Below are 25,785 nucleotides of genomic sequence, written 5' to 3'. Positions count from 1 at the left end.
ATGGACTTCTCATTCACCGAAGAGCAGGAAACCGTGGGCAAGGTGGCCCGGCAGCTGTTCGAGCACCGCGCCACCCCCGAACACCTCACCGCGCTGGAGGCCGGCGGGGTCCGGTTCGATCCCGCGCTGTGGAGTGAACTCGCGGCGTCGGACCTGCTCGGCATCGCGCTACCCGAGTCGGTCGGCGGCAGTGGCGGCGGCCCACTGGAGTTGGCGGTACTGCTCACCGAGGTCGGGTGGAGCGTGGCGCCGGTCCCCTTGTACGCGACACTGTTGCTCGGCGCGGATTCCCTTGCTCGACACGGTGATAAGGCACTACAAGACCGTTATCTGCCGGGCGTGGTGGACGGCAGTACGATTCTGACCGCGGCGCTCAGCGAGCCCGGGTACTCCGATCCCTCCGTGCCGCGCACCACCGCCCGTCGCGACGGCGACCGGTGGATCCTCAACGGGACCAAGGATCTGGTTCCTGCTGCCCAACTGGCCAACGCAATCGTGGTCTCGGCGCGCACCGACGACGACGAGAATGCCCTGTTCGTCGTCGAAAGCCCCGCGGCCGGGGTGGTCGTCACGCCCGTCCGCACCACCAACGGTGAACCCTTCGCGGATGTCGAGCTGACCGGTGCCGCCGGCCACCGGCTGACCGAGGACATCGACGGCGACATCGTGCGTTCGCTGCACACCAGGGCACTCGTGGGCTTGGCCGCCATCCAGATCGGCGTCGCGGACCGTGCGCTCAAGCTTTCCGCGTCGTACACCACCGAACGTGAGCAGTTCGGGCGGCCGATCGGCTCATTTCAGGCCGTCCAACAGCGCATGGCGGATGCCTTCATCGACGTCGAGGCCATCCGCTGGACGACGCTGCACGCGGCGTGGCTGATTGCCGAGGGCAGGCCCGCCGATCGGGAAGCGGCGATCGCAAAGTTCTGGGCCGCCGAGGCAGGGGCCCGGGTGACCGCCACGGCTCAGCAGGTGCACGGCGGAATGGGCATCGACATCACTTACCCGCTGTCTCGTTATTTCCTGTGGGGCAAGCAGATCGAACTATCGCTCGGTTCGGCCTCGCAGCAGCTGGCCCACCTCGGTGCCACCTACTCGGAAGGACGCTCATGACCTCTACTGTCTCGCGCACCAGTACCTTGGCGTGGAACGCGATCGCCGTCGGCGACGAGCTGACTCCGCTGGAAGTCCCCGTCACCACCACGCTGATCGTGGCCGGTGCGATCGCCTCCCGCGATTACATGCCGGTGCACCACGACCGTGACTTCGCCAACTCGCAAGGCTCGAAGGACATCTTCCTCAACATCCTGACCACCAACGGGTTGTGCGTGAAGTTCCTGCACGACTGGGCCGGCCCGGAAGCGATGATCAAGAAGCTGTCGGTCCGGCTCGGCGTGCCCGCCTACCCGAACGATCCGCTGCACTTTACGGGCGCCGTCACGGGTAAATCGTCCAGCGACGGTGAGGGTTTGGTCGAGGTGTCGCTGAAGGGCTCCAACAGTCTGGGCGATCACGTCAGCGGGACCGCAGTGCTGAGTCTGCTCAACGGAGTGGACGCGTGACCGACGGAATCGGCGGCAAGGCCGCGATCGCCGGGATCGGTCAGACGGAGTTCTCCAAGGAATCCGGGCGCACCGAGATGCAGCTCGCCTGCGAGGCGGTGAAGGCCGCCATCGCCGACGCCGGCTTGAAACCGGCCGACGTCGACGGAATGGTGACGTTCACCGTCGATGAGAACGAGGAGATCGAAGTCGCCCGCAACGTGGGCATCCAGAATCTCACCTTCTTCACCCGGGTCCCGCACGGCGGCGGCGCCGCGGCGGGCACTGTGCTGCAGGCGGCGATGGCCATCGCGACAGGTGTCGCCGAGGTGGTGGTGTGTTACCGCGCGTTCAACGAACGCTCGGGATTCCGGTTCGGCGGCGCCGGCCGGCAGCCGGGCGTGACACCGCTGTGGATGGCGCCCTACGCCCCTTTCGGTTTCATGACCCCGGCGGCGTGGGTGTCGCTGCACGCCCAGCGTTACATGACCGAATATGGGGTCACCAACGCCGATTTCGGTAAGATCTCGGTGATCGATCGCAAGCATGCCGCCAAGAATCCGGACGCCTGGTTCTTCGAAAAGCCGATCACCATCGAGGATCACCAGAAGTCACGATGGATCATCGAACCGGTGGTGCGTCTGCTCGACTGCTGCCAGGAGAGCGACGGCGGCGTGGCGATGGTGGTGACCTCGGTCGAGCGAGCCCGCGACCTGGCCAAGAAGCCGGCGGTGATCACGGCCGCCGCTCAAGGTGCCGCGTACGACGGCGAGGTCATGACCAGCTACTACCGCGACGACATCACCGGGCTACCGGAAATGGGCGTGGTCGGCAACAAGCTCTGGCGTGACTCCGGCCTCAAGCCAACCGATATCTCCACGGCGTTCCTCTACGACCACTTCACCCCCTTTGTGTTCACCCAGCTCGAAGAGCTCGGATTCTGCGGTCGCGGCGAAGCCAAGGACTTCGTGTCAGTCGAGGAGTTGTCCCTCGGCGGCCGGATGCCCATCAACACCAATGGTGGCCTGCTGGGCGAGGCGTACATCCACGGGATGAACGGCATTACCGAAGGCGTGCGGCAGGTCCGCGGCACGTCCTACAACCAGGTGCCGGACGTTGAACATGTGCTCGTCACCTCCGGCACCGGGGTGCCCACCAGCGGGTTGATCCTGGCACCCGACCAATGAGAACCGAGGCCAGCTATTGTCGTCGACAAGATTGCCGCGAGCGAGCGATCTGAGAGGACTGATGCCGGTATGACGCAGGTTACGACGGCTGACACCCGCCAGATGATCATCATGGCCGCCTTCGCCTGCTTCCGCGACCACGGTCTGCGTAAGACCACGATCGTGGATATCGCGCGTGCCGCCGACGTCTCCCGCAGCACGTTCTACGAGTACTTCCGTGACAAGGAGACCGTCGTCGAGGCGTGCGCCGAGGTGGCGTCGCAACGCTTCTATCGCAACATGGCCAAGGCCATCGACCGCGACGGCGGCAGCACGCTGGAAGACAGACTCGTCCGCGCGGCGGTCTTCGTGACACAGGCCCGCCAGGTCGTAGAACCCGAGGTGTACTTCGATCAGGAAGAAGTGAACCTCATGCTCACCAAGAATGCGGCGACGCTGCTACGCGAGTGTGCCGAGTTCATAGCGCCCTACATATCGGCGGCACGCGTCACCGGCGAGGTGCGCAGCGATCTCGATATCACCTCGGCGACAGAGTGGTTCTCACGGATGTTGTTCTCGCTCTTCACTACTCCGTCGCCGTACTTCGACCAGCGCAACAACGATGCAGTGGCCGACTTCGTCCGTTCACATGTGGTTCGGGGCTTCGTCGACGACCGTATCCGCCGACGCTGATCCCCAGCCTGCAACGCGACCAGCTTCCTCGAGTAGCCGGCACCCGAGACGAGTTTGGTTCGCACTCAAGCAACACCCGTCTGGATATGGACATTCTCGCTTTTGAAAGCAATCATTACCTATATGGCACCACATCCCAGAACCCGCGTGACACCGCCACTTCCGAAAGGGGCACCCGATGCGCGTTGAAGTCGACTTCGGATTGTGTGAGAGCAACGCGGTATGCGTCGGGATCGCACCGGAGGTGTTCGATCTGGGTGACGACGATATCCTGGCGGTAGCCCACAACGAACTGTCGGCCGAGCTGCGGCCCCAGGTGGAGGATGCAGCCAGGCAATGCCCGCGCCAAGCGATCGCTGTGTCGTGGTAGCCGCCAGAGCGGGCTCGGTGCGGACCGGCGCCGACGACGTCCGAGCGCAACAATGCAATGACGCACCTGCCACACGGCGTCAGCTCGCCATACTCGCACTGGAGAGTTCCGACGTGGTCAGGATGGCCGGAGGCCTGATCTTCGATCGTGTCCGCGCAGGCTGGGACGTCCAGGTGTACTTGACTGACCCCGGCGAACTTCGGGCGCTGGCCATCCTGGGCGTTCCCGAGTGCCGCGGGCTGCTCAGCTTCAGCATTGGGCCCGGCAATCCGCACGCCATCGTGGCGGCAGCCGATATCTACGCGCACGCCCCTCGACTACGCAGGGTATTCGCCACCCATGCGCGGCGGCATCAGGCCGAATTCGCCATCTGGGGCTCCGATGACGGGGCGTACACGCGGCCGGGATGGTCGCGCGTCGAACACCGCTTGAGCCAGGCAGCGAGGGCCTTCAAACCGCATGCACTGGTCGCGGCAGGCGTGTCGCCTGACGTCACGCCGACCGAACTCTTCTGCGGAGGATCGCAGTTCGCCGACGGCGCCGCTCCCCTGTTTCACCTCGGTTGACCGACGTGCCCGTCAGCCGAGCCGGCGGACGGGCACGTTGGACCAGCCGAAGACATTCGTCATCGCCACCCGACGCAGTCCGGATCGGTCGACCTCGTAGTCGGGAATGAGGTCCAGCAGCGCTTCCATGGCGATCCGGCTCTCCATCCGCGCCAGCGCGGCACCCAGGCAACTGTGCACGCCGTACCCGAAAGCCAGGTTGAAGCCCATCTTGCGGTCACGGTCGATGTCGAGCCGATCGGGATCCGGGAACATCCGCTCATCTCGGGTGGCCGACCCCGTCACCAGTAGTACCGCGCTGCCCGCCGGGATCGTCCCGCCGTGCACCGTCACATCCCGCGTGGCCGTACGGATCTGATACTGCGACGGCGCCTCGTATCGGAGCAACTCCTCTATGGCGGCGGGAATCTTGCTGCGATCGGCGCGCAGCTTCTGCCACTGGTCGGGGAAATCTGCGAACGCGACCATCGCATTGCCCACCAGCTTGGTGACCGTCTCCGCGCCGGCGCCGCCGAGCAGCGTGGCGAATCCGGCGATATCGACGTCGGTCAACTTCTCGACCTGGCCGTCACGTTCGATCTCGGTCTCGATGAGCCGGCTGATCATGTCGTCTTGCGGCCGCGCGCGCCGTTCCTGGATGAGTTTGTAGTAGTAGATGCCGGTCTTCATCGAGGCATCGAAACCCTCTGGCGTGGTGTCGATCTCACCGGGGTGGCGTTCCAGCAGCAGGTCGAGCCACTGCCGGATCTGGTCACGGTCGGCTTTCGGAACCCCGAGCATCGTGGTGATGACCTCGTTGGGGAACAGCGCCGAGAAATCTGCAACGACGTCGAAGGATGTCGGATCCAGGGCGCGCAGACGTTCGTGGACCTTCTCGCGCACCATGTCTTCCAGAGCGCCGATCGCGCGCGGGGTGAACACATTGCTGACCAGCTTGCGCATCTTCTGGTGTTCGGGGGGATCCATCGAGATGATCACCTTGGGTAGCGGGATCGCGTCGTCGTGAGCCTTGACCATGTCGAGCGTGGCGCCCTTCGCCGACGAGAACGTCTCGTGATCCTTGGTCGCCGGCGCCACGTCCTCGTAGCGGGTCAGGGCCCAGAAATCCCATTTGCTGCTGTAGTAGAGCGGCGCTTCGTCACGCATCCTGCGGTACGTCTCGAAGGCACCGTTGAAGAAATCGGACGAGAACGGGTCGAATTCGACGGGACCGCCGGAAACAGACGACGTAGTGGTGGTGTTCACAGGATCGCTCCAGATTCCTTGTAGGCCATGATGGTGTCCCAGTCCAGGCCGGCGTCCATGAGTATCTCTTCGGTGTGCTGACCGTGTTCAGGGGCGCCCGGCGGAACCACCTGCTGCTCGTCGAACTGCACCGGATTCGTCGGCAGAATGAAGGGCGTTCCGTTCACCGTGGTGGTGTGCGCGACATAGCCGTTGGCGGTGATCGCCGGGTCTTCGCACAGCTCGCTGGGTGTCTGCACAATCCCCCAGGCGCCGGAGATCCCCTCCAGGGCCGCACGCCACTCGGCCAGGGTGCGCCGGGCGAATGCGTCGTCCATCAACCGGATCAGCTCGCCTCGGTTCTGATACCGCGCCGCCGGATCTGCGAATCGCGGGTCGTCGACCAACTCGGGCAGACCGATCGCATGCATCGCTTCGGGGTAGAACTTGTCCAGTTGCAGCATCATCAACTGGACGTACCGACCATCCTTCGTGCGGTAGGTGCCCACCAACGGGTTGGGCGCATCGGCGTGACCGTATTTGGGAATCGCCCCACCACCGTGGATCTGACTCACCGCGACATCGGGGCTCAAGTTCCATGCCGCCAGCCCCAGCAGCGACACGTCCACGACCGAGCCGACCCCGGTGGTGGCCTTCTTGTACAGGGCCGCCGCGATCCCGCCCGCGATGGTCAACCCGCCGAGCAGATCACCGAAGGCAGGCCGGGACCGCACCAGCTCGTCGTTCTCCTCGGTCAGCACGGTGGCGATACCGCCGCGGGCCCAGTAGGAGACGCCGTCATAGCCCGGCTTGTCCGCGTCGGGGCCTTTTGGGCCGTGTCCCGAACCCCGCACATAGACGATTCCGGGGTTCACCGCCCGTATGTCGTCGACATCGATGCCGAACTTCTTGCGCCGGTTGGGCAGATAACTGGTCAGGAAGACATCAGCGGTCTTGGCCAACTCGCGGACGACCTCCCGCCCGCCCGGGGTACTCAGATCAACCCCGATCGACTTCTTGCCCCGGTTGGGTATCTCGATCATGTAGTTCACAGCTGCCGCGCCCTCGTCGACGATGCCCATGGTCACCAGGCCCCGCTGCGGATCACCCCCGTCGCGCGGCTCTACCTTGATGACCTCTGCACCCCACTCTGCGAGCACAGCTCCGGCAGCCGGGACGAATGTCCATGCCGCCACCTCCAGCACACGTACGCCTGCAAGCACTTTGTCGGCGGAAATGACGTCCTCCATGATCCGTGTCTCCCACCGGCGGACCAGAGTGACCACTGCTGCGCCGGCGACCGGAAACGAATGTAATCCCTCAGTGAGAATCGCAGTTTCGCGACTCGATGTAAACCTGGCGATGCCACCACCGATCGTCGGCCATATCGAGAATCATAGTTCTCGTAATCCGCAAATGCCTCTATTCTGGTGACATCGCAGGTGTTGCCGCGAGGTCCAGAGGGCGACACCCAGTACGCAAGGTGGTCAGTGCATGCCCTTCCCGTCCATCAAGCCGACGGTTCCCGCGCTGGTCCGCTCTGCGGCAGCCCGGTTCGGCGACAAGCCCTTCCTCATCGCGGACGGCTGCACGCTGAGTTACCTGGACCTCGACCTGCGCTCGACCCAGTTGGCGTTATCCCTGTTGGCGCACGGTATCGGCAAAGGTGACCATGTCGGCATCCTGATGCCCAACAGCACCGATTGGGCGCTCGCGTGGTTCGCCACCACGCGCATCGGCGCAGTGGCGGTGCCGCTCAACACCTTCTACAAGGCCCAGGAACTCGGCTGGACCACCCGGCACGCGGATCTGAAGGCGATCCTGGCCTGGTCAGCCTTTCGCAATCACGATTTCCTGGACCGGCTGGAGGAAGCCCTGCCTGGACTGGCCGAACAACGCAGACCCGGGCAGCTTCTGCTCCGTTCGGCACCCTTTCTGCGCTCGATCGTGATCTGGGGCCCCAGCGACCGGGATTGGTCGACCAGGCTGTCCGACGAAGACACGGCGCCCGCGCTGGACACCAATTTCCTCACTGCCGTGGAGGCCGGGGTCACCCCGGCCGACGACGTCACCGTCATCTACACCTCGGGGAGCACCGGCGACCCCAAGGCGCCGGTGCACTCGCATGGTGCCCTGGTGCGCCACACCTACAACCTCACCTTCCTCTACAAGGTGACGACCGACGACGTGATGTTCACGGCCATGCCGTTCTTCTGGGTGGGCGGCCTGATCACCGGTCTGCACGCGGTGATCCATCATGGGGCGACGCTGGTGACCCAGCCCGCGTTCGACGCCGCCGAGGCACTCACCCTGATGGAGAAATACCGAGCCACGATCGCGCTGGGCTGGCCGCAACAGGGCAAGACCCTGGCCGAGCACCCCGACTTCGCCACGCGCGACCTGAGTTCGGTGCAACGCACCAGCATGCCCGCGATGGTGCCTCCTGACCGGCGCCCGCAGGGACCCAATTCGCTCGGCATGACCGAATTGTGCGGCAATCACGTCGGTGTCGATCCCTACGTGTGGCAACCAGCCGAGCGGTCCGAGACGGGTGGCTGGTCCATCGAAGGGCTGCACCACCAACTGGTCGAACCGGAGACACAGACGCCGGTCGCGGTGGACACCACCGGTGAGATCTGGGTCCGGGGTTATTCGTTGATGCAACGGCTGTACAAGCGCGAGCGGGAACACGTTTTCACGCCGGACGGGTATTACCGGACCGGTGACTGCGGTATCCGGTCGGCAGACGGCTGGATCACGTTCACCGGGCGCCTGGGTGACCTGATCAAGACCGGCGGCGGAACGAACGTCACTCCGTCCGAAGTCGAACTGGCCCTGGCGAACTGCGACGGCGTGCTGGAGGCTTACGTCGTCGGGGCCAAGGACGGCGACCATGGCACGGTGGTGGCTGCGGCGGTCGTACCGAGGGGCAAGGCGGCACTCGACGGTGAAACGCTCAGGGCCGCGGTCCGCGACCGCCTCTCCGCGTACAAGGTGCCCAAGCACATCTGGGTCACCAGCAAGGACCAGTTGCCCTTCACCGCCACGGGCAAGGTGAAGAAGACCGAACTCGCCGACCGGTTGACGGCACGGCTGAGCGCCGGCCAGCGCTAGGTCTGGGCGGTGACGATGGCCCAGTCGGGCAACCGCATCGGCGAGTTCGGTGGATGCCGGGGTATCCCAGGGCTAGGGTTGGTCGGCGTGGCGGGCCCGTTCCCGGGCCTCGTGGATGCGCACCAGTTCCCGGAATCCGATGCTGGTGTACTTCGGTACCGGCTGAATACCCCACACGTCCCGTGCGGTGTGCTGTCCGGCCGCCTCGGGCGGTCCGCCGAACGGGGGCCCGCCCAACGGGTAGGGCTGGGTGCACTCCAGGGTGTCGTCCGAATACCGGATCTTCATCAACTCGCTGCAGATCTGGGTCAACGACAGGCTGGGCCAGCCGTACCAGACGGCCAGCACCGGAACGGTGAGCGCGCCTTCTATCACCAATCCGAACAGGCACACGAACAGTCCCCGTTTGAGCCAGGTGTGCATGCGGGCGAACTGCGGCGCGGTGCCGAGCGGAAGGTCTTCCGCATCACGCTGGGATGCTTGGGTTTCACTCACGGTGACAGCCTTCTCGGGAATGGGACGATCAGTCGGTGAAGACTTCGCGGTTCACCGTGTGCAGATACGGGATCGCGAGGAACGGTGTGATGTAGAAGATGTTGTACGCCCACCAACCGAGCACTGGGAAGGCCGTGCCGGCATAGCGCACGTCGGCGTACATCGTCATGTTGAGGATGTAGCCAAACCAGGCGATCACGCCGAACCAGCAGGTGACGATCAACCACTGGTGGCCCCAGCGCTTCATCTGCAGGAAGGCGATGGCGGCCGCGATACGCATCGGGAACACCACGAGGATGCAGACGATGATCCAGGCCTTCTCGCCGGGGGCGCCGGCCCCGCCGATCCAGAGCTCGTTGTAATGCCAGAAGTAGCCGCCGTCCATCAGGTTTCCCCATGCGGTGAAGATGGTCCGGGTGATCAGTGCGTGGTTGGCGAAGACATCGAGTCCCCAGCCGATGCTGTTGAGGGCCGCGTCGATGATGATCACGTAGCCGATCAGCGTGACCATCAGCGGCCGCACGGACAGGCCGGAGCGCTCCGCTCTGCGGATCAGCACAACCCCGCGACAGAAGATGGGCAGGCCGAGTGGCCCGAGCACCAGTGTGCCCATCAGGATGCTCCCGATGATCAGCCATCGATCGGCCTGGCGCTGCGCCGCCCGACTCGCGTCGACGTGTTCGTCGTAGGTCACGGACACGTTGCCGCCGTTTCCCTTTGCCGGTGGCGCGGAAAGCCGGTTGCGCGCCCATGGTTGAGGCTTCACCGCCGATCACCAATCCTTCACGACGAGCATGTGCAGCTGGATCAGAAACATGGCGATCAATGCTCCGTAGATCAGCAGCTGGAACACGATGAGGGCGCGCTTGCGGCGCCGGTCCTGATCGTCCATGGTGCTCAGAAGGTCCCGATGTTGGCGAGCAGCCAGTACCAGAAGGCGACGATGCCGACCATGGCACCCCACGCGAAGACCAGTCGAACCAACTCTTGGAGCATGGACATCCTCCCTGTGCAGAACGCGCGCTCGCCTGAATCGAGAATGCGAATTCTCATGAATATTGCCAACGGCATCCAAAATGTCAACTACGAACGGGCGGCGAGGATGCAATCAACCACTTGCCGCGATCAACGCTCTTGCCAGCCGGACAGGTTGCGCAAAGAAGGGTGAATGCCCACCGTCCAGCTCGAGCACGGTGGCACCGATCCGATGCACCGCGTGCCACCGGACCCATGACGTGCTGACCGCCCGGTCGTCGCGCATGAGAATGTAGGTGGCCGGCGTCTGGGGCCAGCGTTCGACCGGACACGTCTCCACAAACGGGGTGAACGACTGTCGGCGCATGTGGTTAAAGGCTTCCCGCGCGACGTCTTCAGGGCAGTCGTGGTAAAAGCCGGCGCGCACCGACTCCCACGTCAAACCCATCGGCGCGGTACCACCGGGTGCGGGCGAAGGAAAGGTGATCGCCTCCGGTTCGGTGGCGAGGTGTTCGACGAAGGATCGACCCGGCACGGGCAGTAGCCCAGCCACGAACACCATGTGGCGGATGGACCGTGGCGATCGACGGTAGGCACAACCCCGAGAGGGAGTGTCCGACCACCACGACATCGGTGTCGACGGCGCCCACAGCGGTGTCGATCGCGTCGACGACCCCCTGCGCCCATTCGTGCGCCCCGGCCGCGTCGTCCTCGACGGGCAGGTCCGGCGCTATGGCGGCATGGCCGCCCCGGTGTAGTTCGGCGCTCACCGCGTCCCAGCAGGAACCCCGATGCATCCCGCCGTGCAGAAGCGCGAACAGTGTCATACCCGCGACCGCGTTACCGCATCAAGGGGTGACTCAGCCCTGGAGGCAACGTTGTTGGTCATATCAGAACCTGGCCGAGGCGACCACGCATTGGCCCTCCCTCCGAGTGGCGGTGAACCCGACCACGACACCCACTGCTTGAGAAGGGCTATTCTCGCATGCGAGAATCTAGGTATCGGCCAATTCCCGAGCCGACTCTCGATGAGACGACACCCCGGAGGCACGCTTTGCGGCATTCACCGACGCGTACCTACATCTTCGCTGTCGAATTCCGCATCGTCGATCCGCAACAGGTCTGGCCCGTGCTGGAACAGCACCAGGAAAGCCTCGTCGATCTGGGTGCACGTTATGCCTTCGTCTACGAGTCGATCGTCGAGCCGGGCCGGGTTCTGGTGATCATCGGGATCCGCACAGAACAGCCACTGCTGAATCTGCTGCGCTCGCGGCATTTCTTCGCCTGGTTCGATGCAGTGGGCGTGAACGACATTCCCGCAGTGTTCGCCGGCGAGACTGTGGAACGTTTCGACATCGGCGATCCACCCGCACCCGGCACCGAACTCGTCGTCGCCGCAATCACCCCGGTGACCGATGTCGAGGACTTCATGCATCGAGTGCGTGACTCACTGAGCGAATTCGCCGACGCGGGCATCCGGCGCACCCTGGTCTACCGGGCCTTCGACAACCCTCGCGAGGTGATGTTCCTGCAGCAGCTGGCCAGCCCCGCCCACGCGCTCAGGTGGGCCGAGCGGTCCGACATCGCCACGACGTGGCTCGCCGACGCCGGAGTGGGCGTGTACCCACCGGTATTCATCGGACGATACGTCAACGCCATGCGGCTGGCCGAGCCGAGCCGGACGGGCCGGTACTGATGTATGTCTGCCTGTGCCTCGGTGTCACCAACGAGACGGTCTCCCGCGCGGTGTCCAACGGCGCAGAGACCACCGGTCAGGTCGCGGCCACGTGCGGCGCCGGGTCCGACTGCGGCCGTTGCCGGCGCACCATCAGATCGATGATCGAGTCCACGCAACCAGCTGGCACCGGTTCCGTTCGAAAGACCGTCCGCAAGAGCATCGGGAAGAGCAAGGTATGACCGACAGACATTCCAACATCGCCGGCAATCGGATGCTCATCGTCGGAGCATCATCCGGGATCGGCCAGGCGATCGCGGTGGCCGCGCACGCCCGAGGCGCCTCGGTGGCGCTGGCGGCGCGGCGCAGCGAACTGCTCGACAAACTGGCCCACCAACTTGACGGAACAGCCCACGAACTCGACGTATCCGACCCCCGTGCCATCGAATCGGTGGTCGACGAGGTGGCCGCCCGCTTCGGCAAGCTGGATTCGGTGGTGTTCACCAGTGCGGTGGTTCCGTTCGCCCTCATCGAGGACACCGACGTCACCACCTGGCTGCACGCCTTCGCCGTCAACACGATCGGCGCCTCACACCTGCTGCGCGCGTCGCTTCGCCACCTGGCCGACAACGCCGTCGCCCTCTTCGCCTCCAGCCACGACGTCGGACGTCCGAGGGCAGGCGTGGCTGCCTACCATGCGAGCAAGGCCGCACTGGACGAGACCTTGCGGTCGTGGCGGGCCGAACACCCGGAGCTACCCGTGATCCGGGTCGGCGTCGGCCCCACCGCGGACACCGAGATCCTCCGCGGCGCCGACCGCGACCTGCTTGCGGATCTGTACCGGGCCTGGGTACAGGAGGGCCAGATCCCGGCCCGGATGTCGGAGCTGGACGATGTGGCGAACACCCTGCTGTCGTTGATCGCGGTGGCTCGCGCGAATCCGTCAGTGGTGACCGAAATCGTCCATCTGGCACCGCGATTCGTCAAAAACTGAGGCCCACCGAAGGGGTAGTGAACCATGGATCTGGGTTATGCAGGGGCAACCGCCGTCGTGACGGGCGCAAGCAAAGGCATGGGTTTGGCGATCGCCGAGAGTCTGGGTGCCGAAGGCGCCTCGGTGGCGCTCATGGCACGCGGTCGGGACGCGCTGGAATCAGCGGCCCGACGCGTGCGCGACGCAGGCGCACCCGAGGTGCTGCCGATCAGCGTGGATATGGCCGACGCGGACTCGATCGCCGCCGGCTACGCGACGGTCCGTGACACCTGGGGCGGCCTGAACGTCCTGGTGCACACGGTCGGCCCGAACGCCGGCCGGTTCGAGGATCTGGACGACGACGACTGGCACGCGGCGTTCGATCTCGGAACGATGGCCGCGGTCCGATCAGTACGGGCGGCACTGCCCATGCTCCGGTCCGCCAGTTGGGCGCGCATCGTCACACTCTCGGCGCACTCGATCCAGCGGCAGAGTGCCGGACTGGTCGCCTACACGGCGAGCAAGGCAGCGCTGGCGAGCTTCACCAAGAACCTGTCCAAGACGCTGGGCCCCGAGAACATCCTGGTCAACTGCGTGTGCCCGGGCACCATCGTGACGGCGAGCTTCACCGAGATACTCAAGGATGTGCTGGCCGCCGAGGGACTGGACTCGGCGGATCCCGCCGATGTCATGACCTGGGTCGAGCGTACGTACGGCCATCCATGCGATCTGGGCAGGGCGGGTCTTCCTGATGAGATCGCCTCGGCCACAGTGTATCTGGCATCGAAGCGCAACAGCTACGTCACCGGTGCCACCGTCAACGTGGACGGCGGCTCCGACTTCATCTGAGCTGCCAACCGTGCTGCGTCAGTGGGTCTTGGACATCTCGTCGGCCGCGGTGTCTGCCCACTGCGCCTGGTGGCGACCCATCGTCATCGCGCCGTTCCAGCCACCGTCGGTCCACAGCACCTCACCACCGACATAGCTCAACCGGGGACTGCCCAGGCAGACCAGCGGCCACGCCTGCTCCTCGGCCGTGGAATACCGGCCCACCGGACCGATCGCCTGGTCCACGGTGTCCTTGCCCATCAGATCCTGGAAGGCGGGCATCATCGCCGTCTCGGTCGGCCCGGGATTGATGCAGTTGATCCGGATGCCTCGTCGGCCGAGTTCGGGGTACCACCAGCCCACCCACGCGTCGATGATGTACTTGGAGTAGGCGTAACCGCTCCACGACCACTTCTTCTCATTGGCCGTCAGCCACGCCACGGCGGCATCGAAACCCTCGGTCTCCAACAGTTCGGTAATCACCTTGATATGTCCCTGCCAGCCGATGGCTGCCGAGGACGAGATCACGCTGATCGCCGACCCTTCAGACATCTTGGGCACCAAAGCTTCCGCGAGGTGGCGTGCACCGACGAAGTTCACCAGGATGGTGTCCCACTCGCTGAACGGCGGCCCGGGCAGTCCCGCGCAGCTGAACAGGCCGTCGATCGGGCCGTCGATGGTCGCGGCCACCTCTTCGATATTTGCTTTGTCGCGCAGGTCGATCTGCAATGCTCGGGCGACCGGGATGGTCGCCGGCTTGATGTCCAGTGCCGTGACCGATGCGCCGAGTTCCGTCAGGATCTGCGCGGTGGCCTGCCCCATTCCGGAGGCCGCCCCCGTCACGACAACCGACTTGCCCTGGTATCCGAGCACATCTTCCATGCCGACCATTCCTCCACGACTTGTCGAGAATTACATTTTTCGATTTACGATAACGAACATTATCACCAAGGAAACCTGTGAAGGGGCGACAGGGCAACTGGGACATCCGTCACTGGGCCGTCACACGTCGAACGCCATCTCATCAGTGATGGACGCTGGAACAAGGAGGCCGGCCGGGTCTGTGATTTCGGGCAAATGCGCGGCGACGTCCTCGGCGGTCAGAGTACCCGTCGGGCTGGTCCAGCCACGCGTTACACCGACCTGCAGCGCAGCCACCCGCCCCCCGAAGGCGCTGAACACGGTATGCGTCTCGTGGCACGCCTCGCTGGCGAGGTAGGCGACCACGGGCGCCACCTGATCGACGCGCAACGTGTCCAGGAAGGCGCGACCGTCGGCTGTCTGCGCGGCTTCACCCATGATCGCGTCGGCCATTCTGGTGCCGGCCATCGGCATGATCCCGTTCGCGGTGATACCGAACGGTGCGCCTTCGATCGCAGCGACGTTCATCAGCCCGACCATGCCGGTCTTGGCGGCGGCGTAGCCCGTCAGACCAGGTTGACCGAAAACGCCGGCGGCAGAGGACACCAGGATCAGGCGGCCGTACTTCATCGCCTTCATTACCGCAAATGCCGGCCGGATCACGTGGAACGCTGCGAGAAGGTGATGGCGCAGCACCGCCTCGAATCGATCGGTGGGCCAGTCGGTGAGCTGATCGTCGTGGATGATCCCGGCGTTGGCGACCACAACATCCAGCCGCCCGAAATCACGGACGGCCACGGCGACCGCCTCACTACCGCCGGCCTCGGTACTGGCGTCCGACGTGCACGCGGTCGCACGCCCGCCCGCCGCGACGATGGATGCCGCGACGTTCCGCGCCGGTTCAGGATCGTGACCGTGGCCGTCAGTGGCGGTGCCGCTGTCGTGCACCACGATTGCGGCACCTCGACGTGCCAGCTCGTGGCAGTAGGCCTCCCCCAGCCCGCGGCCGCCACCCGTGACCAGTGCCACGCGGCCGTGCAACGAGATTTCGGTCATGCGCGCCCAGACACGACGCTGCGATTTGTCCAGTGTGGGGTGAACGGACCGATGGTCGACAGGTCGTATACGCCCGGCCCGGAGGCGACCACTGTGGGAATGGCGTTGATGGCATGCATCGCCGTCGCCAAGCACCCTTGTTCGGCATGGTCTTCGTCGTGCGAGCCGATCACCAAGTGGCACGTCATGTCCGGACTACCCTCGAAGGTCACGTCGTAACCGATCTCCGATGGCCAGTGCGGTGCCAGGTCGTCGGCCATCCGGGTCAGATGTTCGACGGCCAGCATCGTTGCCCCGCAATCGACGACAACACCGAAACGCATGGCGCCGACAGTTCCTGCCGGAATGTGACCCGCTGCCACCGTCAGCGGACGCGGAGTCGTCGCGACCTCACGGAAGCCCTCGAATCCGCGGATCTCCAGCCCGAGGGCCTGCGCCAGCACCGTGGCACTGCCGATCCATGCGCTCGCCGCGTAATCCGGGTTGGTCAACAACGGCGTCGTGTCCTCCGGCGTATGCCCGAAACCCATGGCGTTGAAGATCAGGTCATGACTGGCGTACGTCGAGTAGTTGAGCACCTCACGCACGCTGATGCGGCTGGTGCTCTCGGTGAGTCGGGCCAGCACGGGCGCCACCGACTCCCCGACGAAGCCCGGGTACAAGCCGAGGCCAAGAAACGAGGAATTCCCTGCACGACAGGCAGATTCGAGGGAGTCGGCCAGACCGGCGTCCAGCGACCGGGGATGGATGAACCGACTACCGGTGGCGACAACGTTCTTTCCCGACGCCAGTAAATCCTGCACATCCCGAAAGCAGCCCGCGGTGTCGGTCTCGACCTTGCCCATGTACAGCACGACATCGGCTTCGGTGTCGATCAGCGCCTGCCGGTCATCGGTGGTCACCACGCCGGCACTCCGAACACCGGCCAGCTCACCGGCGTCGACGCCGGACTTCGCGGGGTCGTAGACGCGGACGCCGACCAGTTCCAGGTCGGGCCTGCCGACGATATGGCGCAGGGCCATCATGCCGGTTACTCCGGTGGCCCACTGAATCACCTTGGTCATGGGGCTTCCCTCTCAATCCCAGATCACGTCGAGCCGCGGCGGCGACCGGAACATCGTCCCGCTGATATAGGGCGGCGCCGCGTCGGGGTCCAGACGCAGATTCGGCAGCTCGTCGAGCAGCGCGTTGAAGATCTTGGTGCTCTCCAGTCGAGCCAGGTGCATCCCTAGGCACACGTGCGCACCGTGCGCGAAGCCGATGTGTGGTTTGCGATCCCGGAAGATGTCGAACTTCTCCGGTTGGTCCCAGCGGGTCTCGTCGTGGTTGGCGCTGCCCAGGCTGAGCATCATGGTCGACCCCTTGGGTATCTGCACCCCGCCGAGCTCGGTGTCGCGGGTCACCTCGCGCATGAAATTCAGCAGCGGGGTCTCCCAGCGGATGCCTTCCTCGATGGCCTGGGGCAACAGGCTGCGGTCGGCGCGTACGGCGGCGAGTTGGTCTGGGTGGGTCAGCAGGGCCAGCGCAAGGCTCGCCGTCGAGCGGGACGTCGTCTCGGCGCCGGCGGGTAGCAGATTGCGCATGAATCCGTAGATCTGCTCATCAGACATCTTGACGCCGTTGACCTCTGCGGCGGCCAGGATCGACACCATGTCGTCCTGCGGCTCCCGGCGCCGCTCGGCCAGGATCCCGACGAAGTACTCCTTCATCTCCGCCGACGCCGCCAGGGCGCGGTCCATATCGGCGCGAAAGCCCAGCAGGTCGATCGCGAGGCGGTGGAACTGAAGGATGTCCGAATCCGGCAGACCCAGCAGCGCCGCAATGACCCGCACCGGGATCGGCATGAAGACCGCATCCACCAGGTCGGCGCGTTTATCGGCCTTGAACTTGGCGATGGTCTCGTCGACCAGCGGGCCGACGAGTTCGGCGTCCCACCGTTTCATGGACGACCGCGCGAACGCGAACTCGTGGAGCTTGCGGTAAACGGCGTGCTCGGGTTCCTGCATCTCCAGGATCGTCGGCCCCTGCAGCGGGCGCACGATGTCCTCGTAACAGCGCGTGCTGAAGGTGACGTTATCGGTGAAGACCGCCTTCACCGCGTCGAACGAGTAGGCGGTGAACGTCTTCGGTCCGTCGCCGGTGTTGCCGATCATGCCCATTTCGGGCCAGCCGGGATGTACGGCCGACTGCGCGCGGAGTTCGCTCAGCAGCGGGTACGGGCTGGCATCACCATCGGAGCCCATGCCCTCGTTGAATCGGTCCTGCGCGTCCCTGATGCTCTGTTCGAGTTCTTCGACGGTGGCCGGCTCCATCATCGATGGCTCCTCACTGGGTACTCGACGCGATCAACATACAGCCTGTCGGTTGCGAACCTACATGATGTATGTTGAACCACACCAGACAATGGTGAAACACCAAACCGATACCAGGAGTATTCGATTGGCGATTCGAGTCGCATTCCCGTGACCACTCGTGTCGCCCAGTGGGCAACCGGCGCCGTGGGCCGTGCGGCACTGCGGGAGCTCATCGAGAATCATGATTTCCAGCTGACCGGGGTCCTGGTCTACGACCCCGCCAAGGCGGGCCAGGATGCGGGAGCCCTGTGCGGGCTGGAACCGACGACGGGCGTGCCGGCCACCAACGACAAGTCGGCGCTGCTGGCATCCGGGCCCGACATCGTCGTACACGCCGCCAGCAAGGCTCACGCCGTGGAGACCAACGCCGAGGATATCTGCACTCTGCTCGCCGCCGGGGTGAGCGTCATCTCGACGACGTCCTACAACCATCTGCCCACCTATGGCGCCGACATGGCGGCCGCTTTCGCCGAGGCCTGCCGTACCGGCGGTTCCCGGTTCCATGCCGCCGGCGAGAATCCCGGGTTCATGTTCGAGCGCCTGGTCGCCACGTTGACCGGGTTGAGCAAGTCCATCGATCGGATCGACCTGTACGAGGCCACCGACGTGTCCGGGGTGGACAGCAGGCCGATGCTGGTGGATCTGATGGGTATGGGCAGACCGCCGGAGGACGTCACGGTCGACTCACCCATCATCGCCAAACTCGACATGGCCTACCGTCAGGCCCTCAACGCCACCGCCGACGTCCTCGGGATCACGTTGTCGAACATCACGATATCGGTCGACGCCACCACGCTTGCCCACGACATCGAGGTCAAGGCCGGTGTCATCGAAGCCGGCACCGTGGTGGGTCAGCGGTTTTCCTGGGCCGGCCACTGGGCCGGCCGCGAACTGCTGGCCATCCACGAGGAATGGATTCTGACCCGCGACCTCCCGCAGTGGGGGCTGAACCCGTTGCAGCCGGGTCAGAAGGCGCCGCTGATCCGCGCGGTGATCACCGGGAATCCGAGCTTCGAGCTACAACTCGACGTCGGAGGCGAGGACGCGACCCCGGGCGGCATCCCCACCATGCCGGGACATCTGATGATCGCGATGAGCGCGGTCCGGGCCATTCCCTATGTCCTGGCCCAGCCGCCCGGCATAGTGACGGCCCCGGTGTTCGGAGCCATCCGGCTAGCCTGACGCGTGGGCGACCGCCCTGGCGATGTTGTCGCTGGGCGCGGCGTGGAAGATATGCCCGGCGCCGCCTGGGAGGACTCGGCGGGCGACCAGATAGTCCGAACCCAGCCAGCCCTGCCGAATGTACCGGCCGAATCGCAGGAAGGTGCCGGGTGCACCACTGGCCGCCGGGATGAGCTTCACCTGCTCGATTCCGCATTTGACGCCCTCCCCGGTCAGCGGACGGGCGGCCGCCAACCCGCGGACGATCACCGTGGCCGCATCGTGGGCCAGACCGGGCATCGAATGTCCCGGCCGGCGGCCGTATCTGGCCTCGAACCGATCCAGGAAGCCCTGCCCCACGGTGTTGCGCTCGTCGTAGCTGTCCAGCCCGGTCCATCCGGACAGGTGCCGCATCCATTCGGCGTTGATGTGCGCCATCTCGAAGGCCGTAGTGGTGTAGCGCGGCGGATCCCAGCCCGCCGCCAGCAGGGCGTCGGAGAATCCCCACAGACCGTGCCCGAATCCGACATGGACGAGCGCATCCGGCTCGGCGACCTGAAGGGTCTTTACCGCCTCGGCCTTGTCGGCCTCGACCTGCGGGATGGCCACTGTCGCGATCACGTGCAAACCGGCTGCGGTATAAGCCTTCTCGGCCGAGGCCAGGTACTCCTTGCCGATAAGCGAGGACTCGTAGGCGATCGCGATACGCGACCGGCCGTCGCCGATCATGACTGCCGCCAGCATGACCGGCTCCTCTGCCATCGAACCGTTGTTCAGGGCGAAGCACCACTCGCCGAGGGCTCCCTCCGATCCCGACAATGTGATGATCGGGGTCTGCGCCGTCGCATCGACATGGGGGCGCAACGGCACCACGTTGTCGGAGACCCACGGCCCGAAGATGGCCAGGCAGCCCTCCTCGACGAGTTCGTCGAACGCCCGCTCAACGGCCCGGTACGTACCGTTGGGCAAGCCGATCACGTTGCGCTGGACAAGCTCGATCGGCCGGTCGATCAAACCCGAGGCCTGCGCTTCGTCGAAGACCAGCGTCAGCGCAGCCACGGTGTCGTTGTCGGTATCACCCTTCGTCGGATAGTCGTTGAGCAAGCCCACTTTCAGTGGCGCCACTGAGCCGTACGCGCGAACCTCGTCGTCAACCATAACCGCAACATACAACATGAATGTTGATACGATGCGACCATGGCGAAACGGGGCGGGACCGACGACGACCGACGCGCGCGGGGCGACCAGACCCGCCGCGATCTCATCGACGCTGGTCGCAGATTGTTCGTCGAACAGGGGTTCTTCGCGACCAGCATCGGTGAGTTGGTCGCCGAGTCGGGCGTGGGCACTCGCGGGGCGTTTTACCATCACTTCAGGGACAAAGCCGAACTGTTCCGGGCGGTCTTCGAAGAGGTGGAACGCGACCTCACGCTGCGGGCACTGGCCTCCCCGCCCGGTGGCGCCGACCCCTGGGAGCGGCTCACCAGTGGCCTGCAGGGGTTTCTCCAGGCAGCGTCGGAGCCCGAGGTCCAGCGCGTGATGCTCGTCGACGGTCCGGTGGTACTGGGCTGGCAGACGCTGCGCTCGATCCAGGAGAGCAACAGCATCGCGATGATCGACGAGGTGGTGCGCGAAGCCATCGCCGAGGGGATCATCGACGACCAACCGGTCCGCGAACTCACCCACATGTTGGTCGCCGCGGTGGAGGAAGCATCGCTGCTGGTGGCCCACGCGTCGCGGCCGACAGCAGCCCGCAAACGTGCGGCCCAGATCCTGGATCGGATGTTGCTCAGCTTCGCTGTAAATCCCGGCAATATGTTGCGTCGCTGATTGTTTCGCCATCAAATCGACCCTTCATCACAGTGTGAAAACTCTGATTTCCGTTTTTGACATATAGTTACTCTTCAAGGCTGATAGTTTTCCTTCCACCCGTGCACTCGAAGGAGTCCCATGCAACCGGCAGACATGATCCTGGTCAGCGTCGACGATCACCTCGTGGAACCACCAAACTTGTTCGAGGGACGGATGCCGAGCAAGTTCGCCGATGAGGCACCGCGGGTGATCCGGCAGCCCGACGGGTCGGAGGTGTGGACGTTCAACGGAGCGATCGTGCCCAATATCGGACTCAACGCAGTGGCGGGGCGGCCGCGCGAGGAGTACGGCGTCGAACCGACCGCCTTCGACGAGATGCGTCCTGGCTGCTACGACATCCACGAGCGCATCAAGGACATGAACGCCGGCGGCATCCTCGGATCCATGTGCTTCCCGTCGTTCCCCGGCTTCGCGGGCCGATTGTTCGCGACGCACAAGGACAAGGACCTCGCGCTGGCGGTGACCCAGGCCTACAACGATTGGCACATCGACGAATGGTGCGGCAGCTACCCGGGTCGCTTCCTACCGATGGGTCTGCCCGTCCTATGGGATCCGGAGCTGTGCGCCAAGGAGATCCGCCGCAACGCCGAAAAGGGCTGCCACTCTGTAACATTCACCGAGAACCCCGCCACGCTGGGTTTCCCCAGCTTCCACGATGAATACTGGAACCCGATGTGGCAGGCGCTGTCGGACACCGACACCGTCCTCTCGGTGCACCTCGGGTCGTCCGGCAAGATCACCATGACGGCCGACAACGCCCCCATCGACGTGATGATCACGCTGCAGCCGATGAACGTCTGCTCGGCAGCCGCGGACCTGCTCTGGTCGCGCGTGATCAAAGAGTTCCCGGACGTGCGGTTCGCGCTGTCCGAGGGCGGCACCGGCTGGATCCCCTACTTCACCGATCGCCTGGACCGCACCTACGAGATGCACCACTTGTGGACGGGTCAGGACTTCGGCGACAAGCTGCCCAGCGAGGTGTTCCGGGAGCGCTTCCTGACCTGCTTCATCGCCGACCCGATCGGTATCAAGCTGCGCCACGACATCGGTATCGACAACATTTCATGGGAATGCGACTACCCGCACTCGGACTCGTCATGGCCCGCCGCGGCCGAAGAGCTTGCCGTGGTGATGGATGGGCTGCCCGACGACGAGATCAACAAGATCACCTACGAGAACGCCTGCCGCTGGTACTCCTTCGACCCGTTCGCGCACCGGACCCGCGAACAGTGCACCGTCGGAGCGCTGCGCGCCGAGGCCGGGGACCACGACGTCGAGGTCCGGAGCTTCGACCAGGGCAGGTTCGAGCGCAAGATCGGCGCATCACTGGGCTCGATCGGGGCGAAGCTCAATGTCTGAGCGCGCTCTCCGGGTAGCGGTGGTCGGTGCCTCAGCAGGACTCGGGCGATGCATCGGTATCGGACTCGCCGCCAAAGGCGCCAGTGTGGCCTTCCTCGCTCGGCGCCTCGACCGGTTGACCAACGCCGCCAAAGAGGCGGGCAACGGAGCCGCGGCGGTGGCCTGCGACGTCACCGACGCGGCGTCCTGCCAGAATGCGGTCGCCGAGGTCGTCGACACGTTCGGCGGCCTGGACGCCGTCGTCTACACCACCGGGATGGGCATCCTGGCGCCGCTGTCCGATGTCACCGGCGAGCAGTGGGCGAATCTGTTCGCCACCAACGTCACCGGCGCATCGCTGATAACCGCTGCCGCCGCGCCGCACCTGGCCGCGGCCGGCGGCACCGCCGTCTACCTGTCGTCCCTCAGTGCCTCCTACTCAACCCCGTGGCCCCTACTCGGCGCGTACGCGGTGACCAAAGCGGCGCTGGACAAGCTCGTCGAAGCCTGGCGAATCGAACATCCCAACATCGGTTTCACCCGGCTCGCCGTGGGCGACAGTTTCGGTGGTACCGGCGACTCACAGACCGAGTTCAACAAGAACTGGGATCCCAAAGCGTTGGACACTGCCATCCGGTTCTGGATGGAAAACGGCTTCATGCAGGGTGGCCTGGTGGACGCGGATCACCTTGTCGATGTCGTCCGCTCTGTACTCCTCTGCGGCAACAGCAGTTTCATTCCGTACCTGACCTTGGCACCGCGGCCCGCGGACGCCGTCAAAGAACTTCGACAGTGGTAGAGGACCCCGAACTGTGAACCACGAATCGCGCATGCTCATCGACGGGAAGCTCGTCGACTCCGAGACCGGCGCACGCTTCGACAACATCAATCCAGCCACCGAAGCGGTACTCGGTAGCACCGCAGACGGCACACGCGCGGACATGGAGCGCGCGATCGCCGCTGCGCGTCATGCCTTCGACCACACCGACTGGTCGCGAAACGGTGCTTTGCGCGCTGACGGATTGCGTCAGCTGCAAGCTGCTCTGGAGGCCGAGCAGGAGGACATCCGCAGCGAGTTGGTCGCCGAGGTCGGCTGCCCCGTGCTGAGTACCTTCGGTCCTCAGCTGGACGTACCGTTGAAGGAGGCGCTCAGTTGGCCGGCCGACATGATCGGCGAATTCGCCTGGAAACGTGCGCTGCCCGACAAGGATGCGTTCGGGATGGGTGTGCTCGCGGCACGTGAGGTGTGGAAAGAACCGGTCGGCGTCGTGGGTGTGGTCACACCGTGGAACTTTCCATTCGAGATCATCCTCAACAAGATTGGTCCCATCCTCGCGATGGGCAACACGATGGTGCTCAAGCCCGCCCCTGACACCCCCTGGAACGCGACGCGCATCGGACGGATCATCGCCGAGCAGACCGATATACCGCCGGGGGTGATCAACATCGTGGCGTCCTCGGACCACCTCGTCGGCGAGGTGCTCTCGACCTCACCCCTGGTCGACATGGTGGCTTTCACCGGTTCGACAGCGACAGGCCGGCGGATCATGAAGGCGGCCGCGGACACCGTGAAGCCGACCTTTCTTGAACTCGGCGGGAAGTCGGTTTACCTCGTGCTCGACGAGGACGGTGATATCGCAGCTTCCGTGGGTGGCAGCGCCTTCATCTCGATGCATGCCGGGCAGGGTTGTGCGATGCCCACGCGACTGTTGGTCCCCAACTCCCGGTACGACGAGGCCGTCGAGATCGTCAAGGTCGCCATGGAGAAGAACAAGTACGGCGATCCCACCGACCCTTCGGTTCTCCAAGGCCCCCAGGTCTCCAAACGGCAGCAGGAACGTGTCCTCGGCTACATAGCGAAGGGCAAAGCTGAAGGCGCCCGCCTGGTGACCGGTGGCGGTATCCCCAGAGATCAGCCGCGCGGCTTCTTCGTCGAACCGACGATTTTCGCCGATGTCGACAACCGCATGACCATCGCCCAAGAGGAGATTTTCGGACCGGTGTTGTCTGTCATCGGATTCGACGGTGACGATGACGCAGTTCGGATAGCCAACGACTCCATCTATGGGTTGTCCGGCGTCGTCTTCGCCCATGACCTTGAACGCGCTAAATCCGTTGCCAGCCGGATTCGTACGGGAACGCTGGGTATCAACGGCGGGCTGTGGTACGGCGCCGACGCCCCCTTCGGCGGCTACAAACAATCCGGCATCGGACGCCAATGCGGCATTGAGGGCTTGGAGATCTTCACCCAGACCAAGACCGTCGGCTGGCCGGCTCAGTAGACGCCCCGGCGCGAAAAGGAGACCTCATGAAATGCAAAGCAGCAATCCTGCGCGGTGTTGGAGTCGACTGGGAAGTCGCCGAGATCGACCTCGATCCGCCACGCGCAGGTGAAGTCCTGGTGAGGATGGCCTACGCGGGTGTGTGTCACTCCGATGAGCACTTCTACTCCGGTGACAGCGTCCCCAGCGAGGACATGGAGGCCATGATGCGGGCTGCCGGCGTGCCAGTGCCCGAATGGTTTCCCATGCTCGGCGGTCACGAGGGCTCGGGCATCGTCGAGGAGGTCGGTCCCGGAGTCACTACCCTCAAACCTGGTGACCACGTCGCGATCTCGTTCTTCCCTGCGTGCGGCAACTGCCGCTGGTGCGTCACGGGGCATACCTACCTGTGCGACGTCGGGGCTGATATCTACAGCAAGAACATGACCACCGATGGCACTCCTCGCCGCCACCTCGGCGACGAGGACCTGATGGCGATGATGCAGGTGGGTACCTTCGCCGAGTACGTCGTCGCCTCGGAGCGATCGTTGGTGAAGATCAACGACTGGATTCCACTCGAGGCCGCGTCCCTGGTGTCATGCGGTGTGACAACCGGTTTCGGGTCGGGATCGGTCGCGGCCGGTACCGAGGTCGGCGACACCGTGGTGGTTGTGGGCGTCGGGGGCATCGGGATGAACGCCGTTCAAGGCGCCAAGGCAGCGGGGGCCAAGACCATCGTCGCCGTCGATCCCAACGAGTTCAAACGCCAGTCGGCTCCGACCTTCGGTGCCACGCACACCTCCACAGATGCCGGATCAGCCATCGAGTTGGTCAAGGAACTCACCTGGGGAGTCATGGCAGATCGCGTAATTCTGACCCCAGGGGTCCTACCGGCAGACTTGATCATGGTGGCGATGATGTTGTTACGCAAAGGCGGTACGTGTGTGGTGACCGGCATGGCGAAGCTCACCGACATGATGGTTCCGTTGATCCTGCCGGACATGGTGTCCTCGTGTAAGACCCTCAAAGGTGTTCTGTACGGCGAGATGAACCCACGAGAAGCCATGCCCCGCCTGCTGTCGATGTACGAGGCGGGAACTCTCAAGCTCGACGAGCTGGTCACCCAGACCTACAAACTCGACGACATCAACGAGGCGATGCGAGACCTGCGCGACGGCAAGAACATCCGCGGCGTCATCACCTTCGGTTGATCGGCCCTGCGGTCAACAAGAGTACGGAAAGCTCATACCAGGAAGAGAGCC

General features: G+C 64.7%; 26 protein-coding genes and 1 pseudogene. 17 read left to right on the top strand and 10 right to left on the bottom strand.

The window, feature by feature from the left end; genetic code table 11:
* The 6 genes from FHU31_RS21095 (at position 1) to FHU31_RS21070 (ending at position 4,336) form a co-directional block, all read left to right on the top strand.
* Complete coding sequence (locus FHU31_RS21095; RefSeq protein ID WP_167162142.1) at positions 1–1,113, top strand: acyl-CoA dehydrogenase family protein; 1,113 nt, start codon at positions 1–3, stop codon at positions 1,111–1,113.
* The gene (locus tag FHU31_RS21090; protein WP_167162140.1) at positions 1,110–1,562 is read left to right on the top strand and encodes a MaoC family dehydratase; all 453 of its coding nucleotides are present in this window, start codon (positions 1,110–1,112) and stop codon (positions 1,560–1,562) included. The genes FHU31_RS21095 and FHU31_RS21090 overlap by 4 nt, the downstream gene beginning before the upstream one ends.
* Positions 1,559–2,728 carry a lipid-transfer protein gene (locus tag FHU31_RS21085; protein WP_167162138.1) on the top strand — a complete coding sequence of 390 codons (1,170 nt, stop codon included), beginning with the start codon at positions 1,559–1,561 and terminating at the stop codon, positions 2,726–2,728. Before FHU31_RS21090 ends, FHU31_RS21085 begins: the two co-directional genes overlap by 4 nt.
* Before the next feature lie 69 nt (positions 2,729–2,797).
* Positions 2,798–3,400 carry a TetR/AcrR family transcriptional regulator gene (locus tag FHU31_RS21080; protein ID WP_167162137.1) on the top strand — a complete coding sequence of 201 codons (603 nt, stop codon included), beginning with the start codon at positions 2,798–2,800 and terminating at the stop codon, positions 3,398–3,400.
* Between the two features lie 178 nt (positions 3,401–3,578).
* Complete coding sequence (locus FHU31_RS21075) at positions 3,579–3,770, top strand: ferredoxin (RefSeq protein WP_167162135.1); 192 nt, start codon at positions 3,579–3,581, stop codon at positions 3,768–3,770.
* Between the two features lie 122 nt (positions 3,771–3,892).
* Complete coding sequence (locus FHU31_RS21070; protein WP_167162133.1) at positions 3,893–4,336, top strand: hypothetical protein; 444 nt, start codon at positions 3,893–3,895, stop codon at positions 4,334–4,336.
* Between the two features lie 12 nt (positions 4,337–4,348).
* On the opposite strand, the gene FHU31_RS21065 is transcribed toward FHU31_RS21070, so the two are convergent.
* Both FHU31_RS21065 and FHU31_RS21060 read right to left on the bottom strand, forming a co-directional pair.
* Complete coding sequence (locus tag FHU31_RS21065) at positions 4,349–5,581, bottom strand: cytochrome P450 (protein ID WP_167162131.1); 1,233 nt, start codon at positions 5,579–5,581, stop codon at positions 4,349–4,351.
* Positions 5,578–6,810, bottom strand: coding sequence for a CaiB/BaiF CoA transferase family protein (locus FHU31_RS21060; RefSeq protein WP_167162129.1), 1,233 nt, complete (start codon positions 6,808–6,810; stop codon positions 5,578–5,580). The genes FHU31_RS21065 and FHU31_RS21060 overlap by 4 nt, the downstream gene beginning before the upstream one ends.
* A 244-nt stretch (positions 6,811–7,054) precedes the next feature.
* On the opposite strand from FHU31_RS21060, the gene FHU31_RS21055 reads away from it, so the two are divergent.
* On the top strand, positions 7,055–8,674 hold the full coding sequence (locus FHU31_RS21055) for a class I adenylate-forming enzyme family protein (RefSeq protein WP_167162127.1): 1,620 nt from the start codon (positions 7,055–7,057) through the stop codon (positions 8,672–8,674).
* A gap of 72 nt (positions 8,675–8,746) precedes the next feature.
* Here the strand turns inward: FHU31_RS21055 and FHU31_RS21050 are convergent, their stop codons facing one another.
* The 3 genes and pseudogenes from FHU31_RS21050 to FHU31_RS32210 all read right to left on the bottom strand — a co-directional run bounded on the left by FHU31_RS21050 (position 8,747) and on the right by FHU31_RS32210 (position 10,941).
* Positions 8,747–9,097 (bottom strand): hypothetical protein, encoded by a 351-nt coding sequence (locus FHU31_RS21050; protein ID WP_208411253.1) that lies wholly within the window; start codon positions 9,095–9,097, stop codon positions 8,747–8,749.
* Positions 9,098–9,197: 100 nt separating this feature from the next.
* Complete coding sequence (locus FHU31_RS21045; RefSeq protein WP_167162925.1) at positions 9,198–9,869, bottom strand: hypothetical protein; 672 nt, start codon at positions 9,867–9,869, stop codon at positions 9,198–9,200.
* Between the two features lie 408 nt (positions 9,870–10,277).
* A pseudogene (locus FHU31_RS32210) lies at positions 10,278–10,941 on the bottom strand (alpha/beta hydrolase).
* A 257-nt stretch (positions 10,942–11,198) separates the two neighbouring features.
* Between FHU31_RS32210 and FHU31_RS21035 the strand changes: the two are divergent.
* The 4 genes from FHU31_RS21035 to FHU31_RS21020 are packed head-to-tail and all read left to right on the top strand — an operon-like array spanning position 11,199 to position 13,641.
* Complete coding sequence (locus FHU31_RS21035) at positions 11,199–11,840, top strand: fatty-acid--CoA ligase (RefSeq protein WP_208411124.1); 642 nt, start codon at positions 11,199–11,201, stop codon at positions 11,838–11,840.
* Positions 11,840–12,061, top strand: coding sequence for a (2Fe-2S)-binding protein (locus tag FHU31_RS21030; protein ID WP_167162124.1), 222 nt, complete (start codon positions 11,840–11,842; stop codon positions 12,059–12,061). Before FHU31_RS21035 ends, FHU31_RS21030 begins: the two co-directional genes overlap by 1 nt.
* On the top strand, positions 12,058–12,813 hold the full coding sequence (locus tag FHU31_RS21025; RefSeq protein ID WP_167162122.1) for an SDR family oxidoreductase: 756 nt from the start codon (positions 12,058–12,060) through the stop codon (positions 12,811–12,813). The genes FHU31_RS21030 and FHU31_RS21025 overlap by 4 nt, the downstream gene beginning before the upstream one ends.
* Before the next feature lie 24 nt (positions 12,814–12,837).
* Positions 12,838–13,641, top strand: a complete 804-nt coding sequence (locus FHU31_RS21020; RefSeq protein WP_167162120.1) for an SDR family NAD(P)-dependent oxidoreductase — start codon at positions 12,838–12,840, stop codon at positions 13,639–13,641.
* An 18-nt stretch (positions 13,642–13,659) separates the two neighbouring features.
* Here FHU31_RS21020 and FHU31_RS21015 read toward each other — a convergent pair whose 3' ends face one another.
* The 4 genes from FHU31_RS21015 to FHU31_RS21000 form a co-directional block, all read right to left on the bottom strand.
* A complete protein-coding gene (locus FHU31_RS21015; RefSeq protein WP_167162118.1) occupies positions 13,660–14,502 on the bottom strand; it encodes an SDR family oxidoreductase in 843 nt (280 codons plus the stop codon).
* Between the two features lie 120 nt (positions 14,503–14,622).
* Positions 14,623–15,537 carry an SDR family NAD(P)-dependent oxidoreductase gene (locus tag FHU31_RS21010; RefSeq protein WP_167162116.1) on the bottom strand — a complete coding sequence of 305 codons (915 nt, stop codon included), beginning with the start codon at positions 15,535–15,537 and terminating at the stop codon, positions 14,623–14,625.
* A complete protein-coding gene (locus FHU31_RS21005) occupies positions 15,534–16,601 on the bottom strand; it encodes an NAD(P)H-dependent amine dehydrogenase family protein (protein WP_167162114.1) in 1,068 nt (355 codons plus the stop codon). The genes FHU31_RS21010 and FHU31_RS21005 overlap by 4 nt, the downstream gene beginning before the upstream one ends.
* Before the next feature lie 12 nt (positions 16,602–16,613).
* Entirely contained in the window at positions 16,614–17,852 is a 1,239-nt protein-coding gene (locus FHU31_RS21000; protein WP_167162112.1) for a cytochrome P450, read from the bottom strand.
* A 147-nt stretch (positions 17,853–17,999) separates the two neighbouring features.
* Between FHU31_RS21000 and FHU31_RS20995 the strand changes: the two genes are divergently transcribed.
* Positions 18,000–19,073: an NAD(P)H-dependent amine dehydrogenase family protein gene (locus FHU31_RS20995; protein ID WP_167162110.1), complete on the top strand. Its 1,074-nt coding sequence runs from the start codon at positions 18,000–18,002 to the stop codon at positions 19,071–19,073.
* Here the strand turns inward: FHU31_RS20995 and FHU31_RS20990 are convergent.
* Positions 19,065–20,210, bottom strand: coding sequence for an ABC transporter substrate-binding protein (locus FHU31_RS20990; RefSeq protein WP_167162108.1), 1,146 nt, complete (start codon positions 20,208–20,210; stop codon positions 19,065–19,067). The two genes, FHU31_RS20995 and FHU31_RS20990, sit on opposite strands and share 9 nt — an antisense overlap.
* Positions 20,211–20,249: 39 nt before the next feature.
* Between FHU31_RS20990 and FHU31_RS20985 the strand changes: the two genes are divergently transcribed.
* The 5 genes from FHU31_RS20985 to FHU31_RS20965 all read left to right on the top strand — a co-directional run bounded on the left by FHU31_RS20985 (position 20,250) and on the right by FHU31_RS20965 (position 25,734).
* On the top strand, positions 20,250–20,882 hold the full coding sequence (locus FHU31_RS20985; RefSeq protein WP_167162106.1) for a TetR/AcrR family transcriptional regulator: 633 nt from the start codon (positions 20,250–20,252) through the stop codon (positions 20,880–20,882).
* 120 nt (positions 20,883–21,002) lie between these two features.
* Entirely contained in the window at positions 21,003–22,283 is a 1,281-nt protein-coding gene (locus tag FHU31_RS20980) for an amidohydrolase family protein (protein ID WP_167162104.1), read from the top strand.
* The gene (locus tag FHU31_RS20975; protein ID WP_167162102.1) at positions 22,276–23,061 is read left to right on the top strand and encodes an SDR family oxidoreductase; all 786 of its coding nucleotides are present in this window, start codon (positions 22,276–22,278) and stop codon (positions 23,059–23,061) included. The genes FHU31_RS20980 and FHU31_RS20975 overlap by 8 nt, the downstream gene beginning before the upstream one ends.
* 31 nt (positions 23,062–23,092) lie before the next feature.
* Entirely contained in the window at positions 23,093–24,544 is a 1,452-nt protein-coding gene (locus FHU31_RS20970) for an aldehyde dehydrogenase family protein (RefSeq protein WP_167162922.1), read from the top strand.
* A 26-nt stretch (positions 24,545–24,570) separates the two neighbouring features.
* Positions 24,571–25,734 (top strand): NDMA-dependent alcohol dehydrogenase, encoded by a 1,164-nt coding sequence (locus tag FHU31_RS20965; protein WP_167162100.1) that lies wholly within the window; start codon positions 24,571–24,573, stop codon positions 25,732–25,734.
* The last annotated feature ends 51 nt before the right edge of the window (positions 25,735–25,785 follow it).

This window comes from Mycolicibacterium fluoranthenivorans, from assembly GCF_011758805.1.
Classification (GTDB): Bacteria; Actinomycetota; Actinomycetes; order Mycobacteriales; family Mycobacteriaceae; genus Mycobacterium; species Mycobacterium fluoranthenivorans.
Note: the sequence above shows the minus strand (reverse complement) of the source record. Positions and strands in the feature narration are given on the sequence as shown.

Coding starts and splice junctions, on each gene's coding strand:
- FHU31_RS20990 (WP_167162108.1), bottom strand. CDS start 20,210: ATGGTTGACGACGAGGTTCGCGCGTACGGCTCAGTGGCGCCACTGAAA.
- FHU31_RS21090 (WP_167162140.1), top strand. CDS start 1,110: ATGACCTCTACTGTCTCGCGCACCAGTACCTTGGCGTGGAACGCGATC.
- FHU31_RS21070 (WP_167162133.1), top strand. CDS start 3,893: ATGGCCGGAGGCCTGATCTTCGATCGTGTCCGCGCAGGCTGGGACGTC.
- FHU31_RS21075 (WP_167162135.1), top strand. CDS start 3,579: ATGCGCGTTGAAGTCGACTTCGGATTGTGTGAGAGCAACGCGGTATGC.
- FHU31_RS21055 (WP_167162127.1), top strand. CDS start 7,055: ATGCCCTTCCCGTCCATCAAGCCGACGGTTCCCGCGCTGGTCCGCTCT.
- FHU31_RS21030 (WP_167162124.1), top strand. CDS start 11,840: ATGTATGTCTGCCTGTGCCTCGGTGTCACCAACGAGACGGTCTCCCGC.
- FHU31_RS21025 (WP_167162122.1), top strand. CDS start 12,058: ATGACCGACAGACATTCCAACATCGCCGGCAATCGGATGCTCATCGTC.
- FHU31_RS21050 (WP_208411253.1), bottom strand. CDS start 9,097: ATGCACACCTGGCTCAAACGGGGACTGTTCGTGTGCCTGTTCGGATTG.
- FHU31_RS20975 (WP_167162102.1), top strand. CDS start 22,276: ATGTCTGAGCGCGCTCTCCGGGTAGCGGTGGTCGGTGCCTCAGCAGGA.
- FHU31_RS21005 (WP_167162114.1), bottom strand. CDS start 16,601: ATGACCAAGGTGATTCAGTGGGCCACCGGAGTAACCGGCATGATGGCC.
- FHU31_RS21000 (WP_167162112.1), bottom strand. CDS start 17,852: ATGATGGAGCCGGCCACCGTCGAAGAACTCGAACAGAGCATCAGGGAC.
- FHU31_RS21080 (WP_167162137.1), top strand. CDS start 2,798: ATGACGCAGGTTACGACGGCTGACACCCGCCAGATGATCATCATGGCC.
- FHU31_RS20965 (WP_167162100.1), top strand. CDS start 24,571: ATGAAATGCAAAGCAGCAATCCTGCGCGGTGTTGGAGTCGACTGGGAA.
- FHU31_RS21015 (WP_167162118.1), bottom strand. CDS start 14,502: ATGGAAGATGTGCTCGGATACCAGGGCAAGTCGGTTGTCGTGACGGGG.
- FHU31_RS20980 (WP_167162104.1), top strand. CDS start 21,003: ATGCAACCGGCAGACATGATCCTGGTCAGCGTCGACGATCACCTCGTG.
- FHU31_RS20985 (WP_167162106.1), top strand. CDS start 20,250: ATGGCGAAACGGGGCGGGACCGACGACGACCGACGCGCGCGGGGCGAC.
- FHU31_RS21060 (WP_167162129.1), bottom strand. CDS start 6,810: ATGGAGGACGTCATTTCCGCCGACAAAGTGCTTGCAGGCGTACGTGTG.
- FHU31_RS20970 (WP_167162922.1), top strand. CDS start 23,093: ATGCTCATCGACGGGAAGCTCGTCGACTCCGAGACCGGCGCACGCTTC.
- FHU31_RS21095 (WP_167162142.1), top strand. CDS start 1: ATGGACTTCTCATTCACCGAAGAGCAGGAAACCGTGGGCAAGGTGGCC.
- FHU31_RS21020 (WP_167162120.1), top strand. CDS start 12,838: ATGGATCTGGGTTATGCAGGGGCAACCGCCGTCGTGACGGGCGCAAGC.
- FHU31_RS21010 (WP_167162116.1), bottom strand. CDS start 15,537: ATGACCGAAATCTCGTTGCACGGCCGCGTGGCACTGGTCACGGGTGGC.